The following is a 15,584-nucleotide window of genomic DNA, read 5'->3' on the forward strand; positions in this document are numbered from 1 at the left end:
TAAAAATGAAAAAGAAATCAATTATATTATATTTAATGACAGGGCTTGTATTTTTAAGTTCATGTGATGATAATCTTGAATTAGAGAATCCAAATCAAAAAACAACATCTTCTTTTTGGAAATCTTCTGATGATCTTGAATCTGGAGTAGCAACTATTTATAATACTCTTGTGGACAATAATAATGCAGGGTACTGGGAAATTCAGGCAATGCAGCTTAAAGAAAATAGAACAGAAAATTTTGTTGCAAGAAATGACGTTCCAGATCGTTACGCTGTTTCTTATTTTAAGAATGATGCCGGTACGGGCGTGCCAAGAGAAATATTTAAAGCATTGTATATTGGTATTTTCCGTGCCAATCAAGTGATTACTTATGCTCCACAAATTCAAGACATAGACGAAACAAAAAGAGAGCAATTATTAGCTGAAGCTACCTTCTTAAGAGGATTGAATTATTTCAATTTGGTTAACGAGTATGGGGCTGTGCCTATTACTACAGCATTAATAGAAACTAAATCGGATTATTTTAAATCAAAAGCTACTGAAGCAGAAGTTTGGGCTCAAGTTATATCTGACTTTCAATTTGCGGCCAATAGTGCTTTGCCTGAAAACTATCCAACTGCTCTTAAAGGAAGAGTGACAAAGAATGCAGCAATTGCATTTTTAGGAAAGACATATTTGTATATGAAAGATTGGGCAAAAGCCGAAGAGCAATTTAACAAGTTAGTAAATAACGAGGCTACAAATGGATATGGACTTCTGGATAATTATTCTGAATTGTTTGATGGTAAACATGAAAATAGTAAAGAGTCTGTTTTTGAAATTCAGTTTAGTAAAGTTGGGGGTTCCACTATTTGGGGAGGAAGCCCAGCTGAAAGAACAAGAGCAACAACAATGGCTCAAGAATGTGCACCTGGTGAAGTAGGTGGATGGAATGAACTATTGCCTACGACAGTATTATTAAACGCAATGACAAAAGAGAAGACTGTTGGTGGTGAATTTGATCCTAGAGCCTTGGCTACTTTGGCATGGAATTATCCTGGTTCAACTTACTATAATTCAGATTTTGCAACAAAGTTTGGAGCAAATGCAATATGGATTAGAAAAAATCAAAACTGGTGGAATAATGACGAAGGTGATTGGAAGTCTGAATTGAATGAATTTGCAATGCGTTATGCAGATGTTATTTTAATGCTTGCTGAAGCAAAAACTATGCAAGGTAAGGTAGCTGAAGCAATACCGTTGGTTAAAAGAATTAGAGATAGAGCAAAGTTAACAGATATTTCAATGACTGCATGGACTAAAGATCAAATGATGACTGAGATCATGCACCAAAGAAATGTAGAATTTGCTCGTGAAGGACTACACTTCTTCGATTTAAGAAGATGGGGAACCTTGGAGTCTGTAATTAAAACTAGGCCAGCAGGTGGTTACGAACTTTTTACCCCTAAATTCTCTTACTATCCAATTCCACAAAGTGAATTGAATAATAATCCGAATATGACCCAAAACTCACCTTGGTAAGTTTCTTTATTTGTTTAAATAGTTAGTTATTCATAAGTGTTTGGCAAATGATTGATTTAATGTAAATCGATCATTTGTCACTCTTATGATTGTTTATTGATAGTTGAATTGTTTTCGGATATAAATAAATTTAAAGAAGAAGTAAGGTTTAATCATAAAGCATAATTTTTAGCGAAATGTTTTTGCAAGAACACAAAATTATAATGGTTTTATAATTGGTTTGCTAGTAATGAATTTTGTTATACATAATACATTTTAAATGAAAAAAAATAAAATTTTAGCCTATATTTTTGCGTTCTCATCATTGGTTGTCAATGCACAAGAGAAGACTGCAAATAATGATTGGGAAAATCCAGCAGTATTTCAGATTAATAGAGAACCGGCCAGAGCGGCATTTTTGCCATATGCAGATGATGCATCGGCGATTGCAGATGACTATACTCGTTCGCCTTGGTTTTTAACTTTAGACGGAAAATGGAAATTTAATTGGTCGCCTACTCCGGATGAAAGACCAAAAGATTTCTTCAAAAAAGATTTTAATACTACCAATTGGAAAGAAATTTCAGTTCCTTCAAACTGGGAATTAGAGGGATATGGAATTCCTATTTATACTAATATTATTTATCCATATGTCAAAAATCCACCATTCATTGATCATGCAGACAATCCTGTTGGGTCATACCGCCGTGCTTTCGAGTTGCCAGAAAACTGGAACGGACGTCGTGTTTACCTTCATTTTGAAGCAGGAACTTCGGCAATGTATATTTGGGTAAATGGAGAAAAAGTTGGTTATAGTGAAAATACTAAAAGTCCAACTGAATTTGATATAACTAAATATGTAAAAGAAGGTAAAAACCAAGTTGCTGTTGAGGTATATCGTTGGAGTGATGGTTCTTATTTAGAGGATCAAGATTTTTGGCGTTTGTCAGGAATCGACCGCGATGTATATCTATATAGTACAGCTAATACTCGTATTGCTGACTTTTTCGCAAGTCCTGATCTTGACGCTTCCTATAAAAATGGAAGTTTGTCCGTTGATGTTAAGCTCAAAAATATGAATTCGGTTGCAAAAAAGAATCAAATTGTTGAGGCTAAATTGGTAGATGAGAACGGGAAGGAAGTTTTTAGAAAAGAAATAAAAATAAATTTAGGTGCTAATTCAGCTGAATCAGCAACATTCATAGAAAATGTTTCAACGCCTAAATTATGGAGCAATGAAACGCCAAATTTATATACGCTACTACTTACTTTAAAGGATGAAAACGGAAAGCTTATTGAAACAGTTTCGACTGCAGTCGGGTTTAGAAAAGTAGAATTAAAAAATGGGCAATTATTGGTTAATGGTGTTAGAATTATGGTTCACGGAGTCAATATTCATGAGCATAATCCTAAAACGGGGCATTATCAGGATAAAGAAACCATGATGAAGGATATCAAGATGATGAAGCAACTAAACATTAATTCAGTGCGTTGTAGCCATTATCCAAATAATTTACTGTGGGTTAAACTATGTAATAAGTATGGTTTATTTCTCGTAGACGAAGCTAATATCGAAACTCATGGTATGGGAGCCGAATTACAAGGTTCCTTCGACAAAACAAAACACCCTGCTTATCTGCCTGAGTGGAAAGCTGCACACATGGATCGTATCTATAGTTTAGTGGAACGTGACAAAAATCAACCTTCTGTTATTCTTTGGTCTTTGGGGAATGAATGTGGAAATGGACCTGTTTTTCAAGAGGCTTATAATTGGATTAAAAAGAGAGACAATACAAGATTGGTTCAATTTGAACAAGCTGGAGAACAAGATAATACAGATGTGGTTTGCCCGATGTATCCAAGTATGGACTACATGAAAGAGTATGCTGGCCGTAAAGATGTAAAACGTCCTTTTATCATGTGTGAGTACTCTCATGCGATGGGTAATAGTAGTGGTAACTTTCAAGAATATTGGGATATTATTCACAGTAGTAATAATATGCAGGGTGGATTTATCTGGGATTGGGTAGATCAAGGATTTGAAATGACAGATGAAGTAGGACGTAAATATTGGGCTTATGGTGGTGATATGGGAAGTCAAAATTATACCAATGATGAAAATTTTTGTCATAATGGATTGGTTTGGCCAGATCGTAAGCCTCATCCAGGTGCTTTTGAAGTAAAAAAAGTATATCAGGATATTTTATTTTCTGGAGTTGATTTGAAAAATGGACTTATTGAAGTAAAAAATGGATTTGGTTATACCAATCTTGACAAATATCTTTTTAAATATGAAGTCCTAAAAAATGGATTGGTTATCAAAACGGGAACTATTGATATTAATCTTGCGCCACAATCTAAGAAACAGATTCAGCTTGAATTGCCTAAACTAACTACGGAAGACGGAGTAGAATATCTTCTGAATATTTTTGCTTATACAAAAGATGGTAGTGAAGTTTTACCTCAAAATTATGAAGTAGCTCGTGAGCAATTCTCAATTGGAGAGCCTAAATATTTTGTTAAAGCAGCTGATTCAGGTTCAAAACCAAAAGTAAATGAAACCAAAGATGCTATTGTTTTGACAGCTGCAGGAGTTGAAGTGACAATAAGTAAAAGGTCAGGTTTGATGAGAGAATATAAATCTGGTGGAGAAAACTATTTCAATCAAACACCAGTTCCAAATTTTTGGCGTGCTCCAACGGATAATGATTTTGGGAATTACATGCAAGTTTCTAGTAATGTATGGAGAACTGTTGGAAGATTCAGTAGTTTGAAAAACATTGAGGTTAAACAAGAGAATGAAAAAACAATCGTTGTGGCTACTCTTTCTCTAAAGGATGTTGCGTCGACTTATACGATTACCTATACTATGAATTCTGACGGAAGCTTAATGTTGTTAAATTCCTTTAAAGCTGGAGATAATCCCTTGGCTGAAATGCCTCGTTTTGGGATGATATTCTCACTCAAAAAAGAGTTGGATAATTTTAATTATTATGGAAGAGGACCTTGGGAAAACTATCAAGATAGGAATACTTCCTCTTTGAAAGGGATTTATGAGAGTAAAGTAGCAGATCAATATGTTCCTTATACTCGTCCTCAAGAGAATGGGTACAAAACGGATGTTCGTTGGCTAACACTTACCAATAGTTCTGGAAAAGGAATTGAAATTGAAGGTTTACAACCGCTAGGAGTAAGTGCACTAAATAATTATCCAGAAGATTTTGATCCAGGACTGACCAAAAAATACAGACACCTTAATGATATTACACCACGTCCAGAAGTGGTAGTATGTGTAGATTTAGCGCAAAGAGGTGTAGGTGGAGATAATAGTTGGGGAGCTTTACCGCACGAACAATATCTATTGAAAAATAAAGAATACAGTTATGGGTTTGTTATCAAACCTAAAAAGAAGTAAAAAAATAAAATTTCACTCCTATTTATAATTTCTAAAATAGGAGTGAAATAAATTGGGTGATAGAAAGGATGTCGTTAAAATTAATTATTATGAAAGAAAAACTAGAATTCTGTTTAAATAAAAAACGGGTTTTTACATTGTTTTTTATGTTTGGTGTCATCAGTTTATGGGCGCAAAAAGTTACAATACCTATCGCCACCAATAGCAATATGATCTTGTTGCAAACAGATGACAATAATCGTTTGATGACAGTCTATTTTGGGAAACCTCTGGCAAATACTGGTGAATATCTAGCAGTTTCTGGAGCTTATAATTTCAAAGATGAAAATGCAGGAATTTACAATGGAACCTATACTCCTGCAGGAACTTGGAATCTTTCGGAACCAGCTATTCAAGTAAAACATGCAGATGGGAATCCGTCTTTGGAACTTAAATATGTAAGTCATAAAACAGAAAAGTTTGACGCTAATTCTTCCATTACAAGTATCGTTTTGAAAGATCCTGTTTATCCATTTGAGGTAACTTTGTTTTATAAAATTTGGGCAAAGGAGAATGTAATTGAACAATGGACGGAAATAAAACATAATGAAAAGAAGGCAGTTTTGTTGCAGAAATTTGCTTCAGCCAATTTATATTTCACCAATAAAGATTTTTATTTGACCAGTTTTCAAGGACAGTATTTAAAAGAAATGCAGCCTATTGAGTCAAAACTTTTACAGGGAATTAGAACTGTAGATTCTAAACTGGGAACAAGAGCAATGTTGCTTCAAAATCCTAATTTTATTTTATCTTTTGGGAAGCCTGCTTCAGATACTGATGGTACAGTTATGCTAGGGCAATTGGCTTGGAGCAGTAATTTTAAATTAGATTTTGAAATTGATTCGTCAAAAAATCTTCGTCTTATTGCTGGGGTTAATCCATATGCTTCAGAATATCTTTTGCCTGCGAACCAAGTTTTTAAAACACCTTCTCTGATATATGCTTTATCTAATAATGGTACTGGCGAGGCAAGTAGAAATCTTCATGACTGGGCAAGAAAATATAGAGTGTTAGATGGTGAAGGAGAACGTCTTACATTGTTAAATAACTGGGAAGCAACCTATTTTGATTTTGATGAAAACAAAATATCTTCTTTATTCAAAGATGCTAAAGATATTGGAGTAGATATGTTTTTGTTGGATGATGGATGGTTTGGAAATAAATATCCTAGGAATGATGATAAAGCAGGCCTTGGTGACTGGAAAGAGAATGCAAAAAAATTACCTCATGGATTAGGCTATTTAGTAAAAGAAGCAAAAAAAGAAGGGATTAAATTTGGAATTTGGATTGAACCTGAAATGGTAAATCCTAAAAGCGAGTTGTATGAAAAGCACTTAGACTGGGTAATTCGCCAACCGGAAAGACCAGAAGTATATTATAGAAACCAATTAGTACTTGATTTATCAAATCCCGAAGTGCAGGATTTTGTGTTTGGAATTGTAGACGACCTTTTCGTAAAAAATCCAGAATTGGCATTTATAAAATGGGATTGCAACGCTGTTATTTACAACGCTTATTCAGCTTATCTTAACAAAAAAGGAATTCCTCAATCTAATTTATATGTTGATTACATAAGAGGTTTGTATAAAGTGCTAGAGAGAATCCGTGCTAAATATCCTAAAGTTCCTATGATGTTATGCTCCGGCGGCGGCGGGCGCGGGGATTATGAAATGTTAAAATACTTTACGGAATTCTGGCCAAGTGATGATACCGAGCCTATTGAAAGAATATTTATGCAATGGGATTATTCTTATTTCTTCCCTTCCATTACAACAGATAATCACGTTACTGACTGGGGAAAACAACCATTGAAATTCAGAGTTGATGTAGCGAGTATGGGTAAATTAGGGTTTGATATTGTGGTTAGTCATTTAAATGATAAGGATAAGTTATTTTGCAAAGAAGCGATAAAAAACTATGACTCATTCAAAGATGTTGTTTGGCATGGTGATTTGTATCGTTTGGTGAATCCGCATGAAAATGATATTGCGTCATTAATGTATGTTGATAAAGACAAGGGCAAAGCAGTCGTTTTTAATTATTTAGTGAATAATCGATTTATGATGACGGCAACTGCACTACCAGTAGTTTTGAAAGGATTAGATCCAAATAAAAAATATGCGGTAAAAGAACTAAATATATATCCAGGAGCCAGTTCGAAAATGCCTTCTGAAAATATTTTTTCTGGTGATTTTCTTATGAAAGTAGGAATTAATCCGAATGTAAATTTGTACAGAACCAGTGTCGTACTTGAGATAACGGAAGTGAAATAACTTCGGATCATAAAAAACAAGCATATATTTTGAAAAGTAAGAAAACCTCGAATGATAAACATTCGAGGTTTTTTTTAATATTCAAAACTGGTAGGTACTGGTATGTATACCTTGAATTTTATTCTACATTTGGATTTAAAATTTCATAATAAAACAATGGAAATAAAACACAATTCATAAATTAAAATTGATTCTGGAATGAAATTATTTGGAATAACACCTGAAGGAAAAGTTGTGAATTCTTATGAGTTAACAAACAAAAGGGGAGCGACTTTGAAAGTAATCAATTATGGAGCTACAGTTACATCACTAAAAATACCATTGAAAAAAGGGGGGACGATTGATGTAGTTCTAGGTTTTGACACATTGGATGATTATATAAAATCTTTTGATTTAGAAAGCGCACCTTATCTTGGTACTACTGTTGGCCGTTATGCTGGACGAATTGGTAAAGCTACTTTTAATATAAATGGACAAAGCATCCATTTAGACAAAAATAATAACGAGAATTCCTTACACGGAGGAAATGATAATTTCAGCAAAAAAGTTTGGGAGGTTAAGGAGGTGAAAGAAGGTAACAGTCCATCTATTACTTTTGTTTATTTGAGTCCCGCTAATGAAAGTAATTATCCTGGGGAATTAACAGTGGAACTTACATATGTCCTAACTGAAGAGAACGAATTGCTTATTAAATATTCTGCCAAGACTACAGAAGATACTGTTGTAAATTTGACTCACCACAGTTATTTTAATCTGGACGGTCATTTATCCAATATTTCAAATCAGGAATTAATAGTAAATACTCACAGAATATTAGAAGTTTCTCCTGACAGTATTCCAACTGGTAGGTTTTTAGAATTAGAAAATACCGACTTTGATTTTTTTACACCAAAAAAATGTCCTTCCAAAATAGATAACACTTTTGTTTTGGATAGAAAGGACGAATTTGCCGCTTCCCTTTTTAATAAGAACAATAATTTAAAAATGACAGTGTATACCGACCAGCCTGGAGTTCATATCTATGTTGGAGGAAATTGTTTTAATACAGTAAAAGGAAAAGAAAATGCAGATTATCATCCGTTAAGTGGTATTTGTTTTGAAACACAAAACTTTCCTGACGCACCTAATCACGAACATTTTCCTAATGCTACTCTAAAAAAAGGTGAAAAGTATTCTCATAATACAATTTATAAATTTCAATCATTTTAAAATAAAACCATAATGAAAAAAGTATTTTGTTCATTGGTAATTATTGTGGTATTGGTTTTTTCATGTTGTACTACCAATAAGTCAACAGAGGTAGCCAAAGAAAATTCTTTTGCCAAAGGGGCTGATGTGGGTTGGTTACCACAAATGGAAGTCACCGGATATCAATTCTATGATGCGGACGGTAGCAAAAAAGATTGTCTGCAATTGTTGAAAGACAGAGGGATGAATACTATTAGACTACGCGTTTGGGTAAATCCTTCGGATGATAAAGCAAGTGGACATTGCAGTAAGGAAGAGACAGTAGCTATGGCAATTCGCGCACAAAAAATGGGAATGCGAATCATGATTAACTTTCATTACAGTGATTCTTGGGCTGATCCTGGCAAGCAAAATAAGCCTGCGGCATGGAAGAATCATACTTTTTCAGAGTTGCTGAATGATGTTTATTCCCACACAACAGATGTTCTGAAAGCTTTGAAATCAGTAGGGATTACACCGGAATGGGTACAGGTGGGGAATGAAATTCCAGGTGGTATGTTATGGCCTGAAGGAAGTACAGATAACTTCGGTCAATTGGCACAACTACTGAACAAAGGATACGAAGCGACTAAAGCTATAGATCCTAAAATCAAAGTGATTGTTCACTTGGACGAAGGAAATAACAGTAAAAAGTTCAGATGGTTTTTTGATAATGCGAAAGCCAATAATGTGAAGTATGATGTGATCGGATTGTCATATTATCCATTTTGGATTAAAACTGATTACAAAGAAAACATTGCCGATTTGGCTAATAACCTAAATGACATGGCATCCAGATATGACAAAGAAGTAATGGTTGTTGAGGTTGGCGGCATTGATACACAGGAACAAAATACACATGACATGTTAGTAGCTGTTATAAAAGCGGTAAAAGCAGTGCCAAATAATAAAGGGCTAGGCGTAATTTATTGGGAACCTCAAGGAGCAAAATCATGGAGCCATTATGAATTGAGTGCTTGGAGATCAGATGGAAAACCGTCAATGGCTTTGGATGCGTTTAAAGAATAGTAAAGCAATAAAAGGGGAAATGATTTATAATTATATAAGTTTGAAAATGAAGAAATTGATAATTATTCTTGTTGTATTTTTAGTATTTACGCAAATAGCTTTGTCTCAAACACGAGTGGTTAAAGTGTTAGATGCCAATTGGAAATTTCAAAAAGGTGATTTTGAAGAGGTAACTAAAGTAAATTTTAATGATTCGAAATGGGAATCCGTAACTGTTCCTCATGATTGGGCAATTTACGGACCTTTTGATAAAAATGTAGATATACAGAAAGTTGCCATTGTTCAAAATGGAGAAAAAGTTGCTACCGAAAAAACAGGACGTACTGGAGCTTTACCACATATCGGGACAGCGTGGTACCGCAATAAATTTACATTGCCAAAAGATTCAAAAGGAAAAAAAATAATTCTGCTTTTTGAAGGTGCAATGAGTGAACCTCAAGTGTATTTAAATGGGAAAAAAATTGGAGAATGGGCGTATGGTTATAGTTATTTTTATTTTGATGTTTCCCAATTCATACAAGAAGGAGAAAACACATTATCTGTAAAACTAACCAATAAAGAATTTGCTTCGCGCTGGTATCCAGGTGCCGGTTTGTATCGAAAAGTAAGTCTTATTGTAAAAAATAACGAAAGTATTGACCAATGGGGACAGTTTGTAACGACTCCTTTTATAAGTGCAGCAATTGCAAAAGTCAATATTAAGACAAAAACTTCTGGAGAAAACAGTCGTTTAGTCACCACTATTTTTGATGCCGAAGGAAAGAAACTAAGCTCAGAGGAATCGACTTTAAAATTCGGAAGAGAGTTCGATCAAAATTTAAAAGTCGAAAAGCCAAAATTATGGAGTCCTGAAACCCCTTATTTGTATAAAGCAGTTTCCCAATTGTACGTTGGAAATGAACTGAAAGATGAGGTTTCAACACGTTTTGGAATTCGAGAAATAAAATATGAGGCGAATAAAGGTTTTAGCCTTAATGGAAAGATAACCAAATTTAAAGGGGTTTGTCTTCACCACGATCTTGGTCCCCTAGGAGCTGCAGTTAATAAAGCCGCGTTGCGCAGACAAATGGAGATTTTGAAAGATCTTGGTTGTAATGCAATACGCAGTTCACACAATATGCCCTCTTTCGAGCAGCTTGAGTTGGCAGATGAAATGGGTTTCATGTTTCTAGCAGAAAGTTTTGATGAATGGGCAAAGGCAAAAGTAGATAATGGCTATCATCGCTTTTTTGAGGAATATGCTGAAAAAGATGTCGTGAATTTAGTGCAGGCAACAAGAAATCACCCTTCTATTGTGATGTGGAGTTCTGGAAATGAAGTGCCGGATCAATGGGGAGAAGAAGGGGTGAAACGTGCCAAATGGTTACAGGAAATATTTCATAGAGAAGACCCGACACGTCCGGTAACTGTTGGTATGGATCAGGTAAAAGCGACTATGGAGTCTGGTTTTGGAGCTTTGTTGGATATTCCAGGATTAAATTATCGCGTGCATTTATATGATGAGGCATTTAAAAAATTCCCGCAAGGATTTATTTTAGGTTCAGAAACAGCTTCAACTGTTAGCTCTAGAGGGATTTATAAATTTCCTATTGTTCAAGAAAAAGATAAGCAATACCCTGATTTTCAATCTTCATCTTATGATTTGGAAGCCTGCAGTTGGTCTAATGTGCCTGATGAAGATTTCGTGCTTCAGGATGATAAACCTTGGGTAATCGGAGAATTCGTTTGGACAGGTTTTGATTATTTAGGGGAACCAACTCCTTACGATGAAATGTGGCCGTCTCGAAGTTCTTATTTTGGAATTAGCGATTTAGCTGGTTTGCCAAAAGATCGCTATTATTTATACAGAAGCCGTTGGAATACAGAGAAACCAACTCTTCATATCCTGCCACATTGGAACTGGGAAGGCCGTGAAGGAGAGACAACTCCTGTTTTTGTTTATACGAACTACAACAGTGCTGAGCTTTTTATAAATGGCAAAAGCATGGGAGTGCAGAAAAAAAACAAAAACACACCTCAAAACCGCTACCGTCTGATGTGGATGGATGTGAAGTATGAGCCGGGAACGGTAAAAGTTGTAGCTTATGATGACAATGGTAAAGCTGTAGCTGAAGAAAAAGTGCAAACTGCCGGCAAACCTTATCAAATTGTTTTGGACGCAGACAGGAAAACCATCACAGCCGATGGAGAAGATATATCCTTCGTAACAGTATCTGTAGTTGATAAAAATGGAATTCCATGTCCTACGGCAACAAACCAGTTAAAATTTAAAGTTACAGGAGCAGGTACTTACAGAGCTGCCTGTAATGGCGATGCTACTTCACTAGAAATGTTTCATAAAGACACGATGAAACTTTTCAGCGGAAAATTGGTAGTGCTTGTAAAATCGACTACAACTGCTGGTGAGGTAAAACTAGAAGTAAATGGTGCAGGGCTTAAGAGTGGTAAATTAACGTTGACATCTACTAAATAAAAAGATCTAAAAAAGAAAATTGTTGTTCAAGCGTGACTTTAAAATCGAATACTTGAACAATTTTAAAATAATAGTAATTTAAAGAAAATGAACGATTTATTAATTAACAAAACGACTGCTTTTTTTCAGGATAAATTTGGCATCGCTCCCGAAAAAACAGTCCTTTCTCCGGGAAGAATTAACATCATTGGAGAACATATCGATTATAATGACGGGTATGTTTTGCCGGCTGCCATCGACAAGATTATTTGTTTCGCTTTTGCAAAAAACAATTCGAAGCAATCTAAAATTGTTGCTATCGATTTAAATGAAGAATTTGAAGTTGATTTAACGCAAGAGATTGTATTGAGCAAAGTCGTTTGGACGAATTATATTTTAGGTGTCATTAAACAATTGCAGGATAATGGCTTTTCGTTCGATGGTTTCAACTGTGTTTTTAGCAGTAACATTCCGGTCGGTTCGGGATTGTCTTCTTCGGCAGCTTTAGAGTGCGGGACAATTTTTGGAATCAAAGAGCTTTTCAATTTGACAATTCCTAAAGTGAACATTGCTCTAATGGGACAAAAAGCGGAACACTGGGTTGGAATTAACTGCGGGATTATGGATCAGTTTTCTAGTGTGATGGGGCAGGAAAATAAAGTCATAAAAATTGATTGCAAAACATTGGAATACGAATATCACAATGCCGATTTCAATGATTATTCCCTTATTTTATTCGATAGTAATGTAAAGCATTCTCTGTTTTCTTCGGCTTATAATACCAGAAGAGAAGAGTGTGAAGAAGGACTTTCGATTATAAAAAGTAACTTTCAGGAAATTACTAGTTTCAGAGATTGTAACGAAAACCATGTGATTAGTCTGAGAGATAAAATGACACCAAATGTATTTGTCAGATGTCATTTTGTGGTTAAAGAAATTAAGCGTGTAGCACTTGCCTGCGAAGCTTTGGATAATGGAAACATCGAAGAATTAGGTAAATTGCTTTTCGAAACTCACGAAGGTTTATCCAAAGAGTATTTGGTAAGTTGTGATGAATTAGATTTTATTGTAGATACTTTAAAACAAGAAAAAGCAGTAATTGGATCTCGATTAATGGGAGGTGGTTTCGGTGGCTGTACCATCAATTTGATTAAAAAAGGAGAAGAAGAAGCCATTAAATCAAAACTTACTAAATTGTATAAAGAGGCTTTTGATATAGAATTGAAAATTTATGATGTAAAAATCGGAAACGGTACATCATTATATAATAGAAATTAAGATGAGAAATTTTGATATAAACGAAGATCCTCACAGACGGTTCAATCCATTAATTAATGAATGGGTTTTAGTATCTCCGCATAGAGCAAAAAGACCTTGGCAAGGACAAAACGAAAAAATTCATACGGATACGCTTCCTGAATACGACGCAACTTGTTATTTGTGCCCAGGAAATGTGCGTGCCAATGGAGAAAACAATCCGAAGTATGAATCAAGTTTTGTTTTTGAGAATGACTTTGCTGCTGTAAAACAAGAGCCAATTTTGTTTGAAGATGAGTTGAAACCAACTTTCTTTAAAGCAGTACCTGAACGTGGTATAGCTAAAGTGGTTTGTTTCTCACCAAGACACGATTTGACTTTGCCTGAAATGGAACTTTCAGGAATAGAGACAATTATTAGAACTTGGCAAAAAGAATACACAGATTTAGGTAATGTTGATTACATTAATCACGTTCAGATTTTTGAAAATAAAGGAAGTGTTATGGGATGTAGTAACCCACATCCACATGGGCAAATTTGGGCGCAGTCTTCTTTGCCTACCCAAGTTGAAAAAACGCAAAATAGTTTGAAAGACTATTTTGAGAAAAATGGAAGTAATCTTTTGCTGGATTATTTGAAAGAAGAATTAAAACTGAAGGAACGTATCGTAATTGAGAACGAACACTTCGTTGCATTGGTTCCTTTTTGGGCAATTTGGCCATTTGAAACAATGATTATTAGCAAAAGACATATTACAAAAATTACCGAGTTCACATCAGAAGAAGTTTCGGCTTATGCTTCTATTTTAAAGACATTAACGATAAAATACGATAATCTTTTTGAGACCTCTTTTCCGTATTCTTCAGGGATTCATCAAGCACCAACTGATGGGGAATCACACCCAGAGTGGCAATTTCACATGCATTTTTATCCACCGTTGTTGCGTTCGGCTTCTGTAAAGAAATTTATGGTTGGTTACGAAATGATGGGAGAAGCGCAAAGAGATATTACTCCAGAAAAAAGTGCTGCAGTATTGAAAGCATTACCAGAGGTGCATTATAAAAATAATCAAAATGAGTAAGATAGTAGTTACTGGCGGTTTGGGTTTCATAGGATCTCATACCGTTGTCGAATTGCAAAATCAAGGTTTTGAAGTAGTCGTGATAGATAATCTTTCGAATTCTTCTGTTGAAGTTATGAATGGTATTGAACGTATTACTGGTAAAAAACCGATTTTTTCCGCAATCGATTTAAGAGAGAAAACTGCCGTTCAAGATTTTTTTAAGGAACATGATGATGTTACGGGAGTAATTCATTTTGCAGCTTCAAAAGCAGTCGGCGAAAGCGTTCAAAATCCATTGTTGTATTATGAAAACAACTTGGGGTCCTTGGTTTATATTTTGCAGGAATTAGAAAAAAAGGAAGAAGCACATTTTATCTTCAGTTCGTCCTGTACGGTTTATGGTCAAGCCGAAGTGATGCCAATTGCTGAATCAACTCCGATTCAACCGGCTTTGTCTCCTTACGGAAATACAAAACAGATAGGTGAGGAAATTATTTCCGATGTAGTGAAAGTGAGTAGTATTAATGCTATTTTGCTTCGTTATTTCAATCCTATCGGTGCGCATCCCTCAGCCGAAATTGGAGAATTGCCTATTGGTGTACCTCAAAATTTAGTTCCATTTATCACTCAAGCTGGAATGGGCTTGCGTGCCGAATTATCGGTTTATGGAAATGATTATCCAACAGTTGACGGAACTTGCGTTCGTGATTATATTCATGTAGTCGATTTAGCGAAAGCTCATGTTATTGCTTTGCAAAGATTATTGAGCAAAAAGAATGCTGAGCAATTGGAAATCTTTAATTTGGGAACAGGAACAGGAAGTTCTGTATTGGAAGTGATTGCCGCTTTTGAAAAAGTGAGTGGGAAAAAATTGCAGTTCAAAATTGTGGAAAGAAGAGAAGGAGATGTGACTTCGGCTTACGCCAATACCGATAAAGCGAATAACGTTTTGGGATGGAAAACCGTTTCGACTCTGGAAGAAGCTATGGCCAGTGCCTGGAAATGGGAACAAAAGATTCGAACCAGTCCTGAATTTGCATCGAAATAATTAGAATTAAACAGGATAATCGTACTGTTTAGGGTTGTTAAGTGTTAAATCTAAAATAAATGTAAAAAACACATTTATAAGTATTAAAAATAAATATTTTTATTTTACATTTGGCTTTAATAATTCATAAAAAAAGAATGGAATTAAAATGCATATGATATTTTAGATATGATTACATTGCTGAATTGCAAAGTTTTTTCTAAAAAGATGTGTTTTAATAACAAATAAAACAGTAGATTTCAGATTGAAAATAAAAGAACAAAAGAATACCACATTTAT

At 34.9% G+C, this 15,584-nt stretch carries 9 protein-coding genes; all 9 read left to right on the forward strand.

Translation table 11 applies throughout. From position 1 onward, the window contains the following. The first annotated feature begins 5 nt into the window (after nt 1-5). The 9 genes from J2W95_RS09715 to galE all read left to right on the forward strand — a co-directional run bounded on the left by J2W95_RS09715 (nt 6) and on the right by galE (nt 15,305). Nucleotides 6-1,523: a RagB/SusD family nutrient uptake outer membrane protein gene (locus tag J2W95_RS09715; RefSeq protein WP_310006396.1), complete on the forward strand. Its 1,518-nt coding sequence runs from the start codon at nt 6-8 to the stop codon at nt 1,521-1,523. Between the two features lie 259 nt (nt 1,524-1,782). Continuing rightward, nucleotides 1,783-4,917, forward strand: coding sequence for a beta-galactosidase, LacZ type (gene lacZ, locus J2W95_RS09720; RefSeq protein WP_310006398.1), 3,135 nt, complete (start codon nt 1,783-1,785; stop codon nt 4,915-4,917). 89 nt (nt 4,918-5,006) lie between these two features. Beyond that, a complete protein-coding gene (locus J2W95_RS09725) occupies nt 5,007-7,229 on the forward strand; it encodes an alpha-galactosidase (protein ID WP_310006400.1) in 2,223 nt (740 codons plus the stop codon). 198 nt (nt 7,230-7,427) lie between these two features. Continuing rightward, complete coding sequence (locus J2W95_RS09730) at nt 7,428-8,438, forward strand: aldose epimerase family protein (protein ID WP_310006401.1); 1,011 nt, start codon at nt 7,428-7,430, stop codon at nt 8,436-8,438. A 12-nt stretch (nt 8,439-8,450) separates the two neighbouring features. Further along, on the forward strand, nt 8,451-9,485 hold the full coding sequence (locus J2W95_RS09735; protein WP_310006403.1) for a glycoside hydrolase family 53 protein: 1,035 nt from the start codon (nt 8,451-8,453) through the stop codon (nt 9,483-9,485). Nucleotides 9,486-9,531: 46 nt separating this feature from the next. Continuing rightward, on the forward strand, nt 9,532-11,958 hold the full coding sequence (locus tag J2W95_RS09740) for a DUF4982 domain-containing protein (RefSeq protein ID WP_310006405.1): 2,427 nt from the start codon (nt 9,532-9,534) through the stop codon (nt 11,956-11,958). An 87-nt stretch (nt 11,959-12,045) separates the two neighbouring features. Continuing rightward, nucleotides 12,046-13,215 carry a galactokinase gene (gene galK, locus J2W95_RS09745; protein WP_310006407.1) on the forward strand — a complete coding sequence of 390 codons (1,170 nt, stop codon included), beginning with the start codon at nt 12,046-12,048 and terminating at the stop codon, nt 13,213-13,215. 1 nt (nt 13,216) lies between these two features. Continuing rightward, nucleotides 13,217-14,275, forward strand: coding sequence for a UDP-glucose--hexose-1-phosphate uridylyltransferase (locus J2W95_RS09750; protein ID WP_310006409.1), 1,059 nt, complete (start codon nt 13,217-13,219; stop codon nt 14,273-14,275). Next, complete coding sequence (gene galE / locus J2W95_RS09755; RefSeq protein ID WP_310006411.1) at nt 14,268-15,305, forward strand: UDP-glucose 4-epimerase GalE; 1,038 nt, start codon at nt 14,268-14,270, stop codon at nt 15,303-15,305. Before J2W95_RS09750 ends, galE begins: the two co-directional genes overlap by 8 nt. Nucleotides 15,306-15,584 lie beyond the last annotated feature (279 nt).

It is taken from the genome of Flavobacterium granuli (assembly GCF_031456055.1).
GTDB classification, from domain to species: domain Bacteria; phylum Bacteroidota; class Bacteroidia; order Flavobacteriales; family Flavobacteriaceae; genus Flavobacterium; species Flavobacterium granuli_A.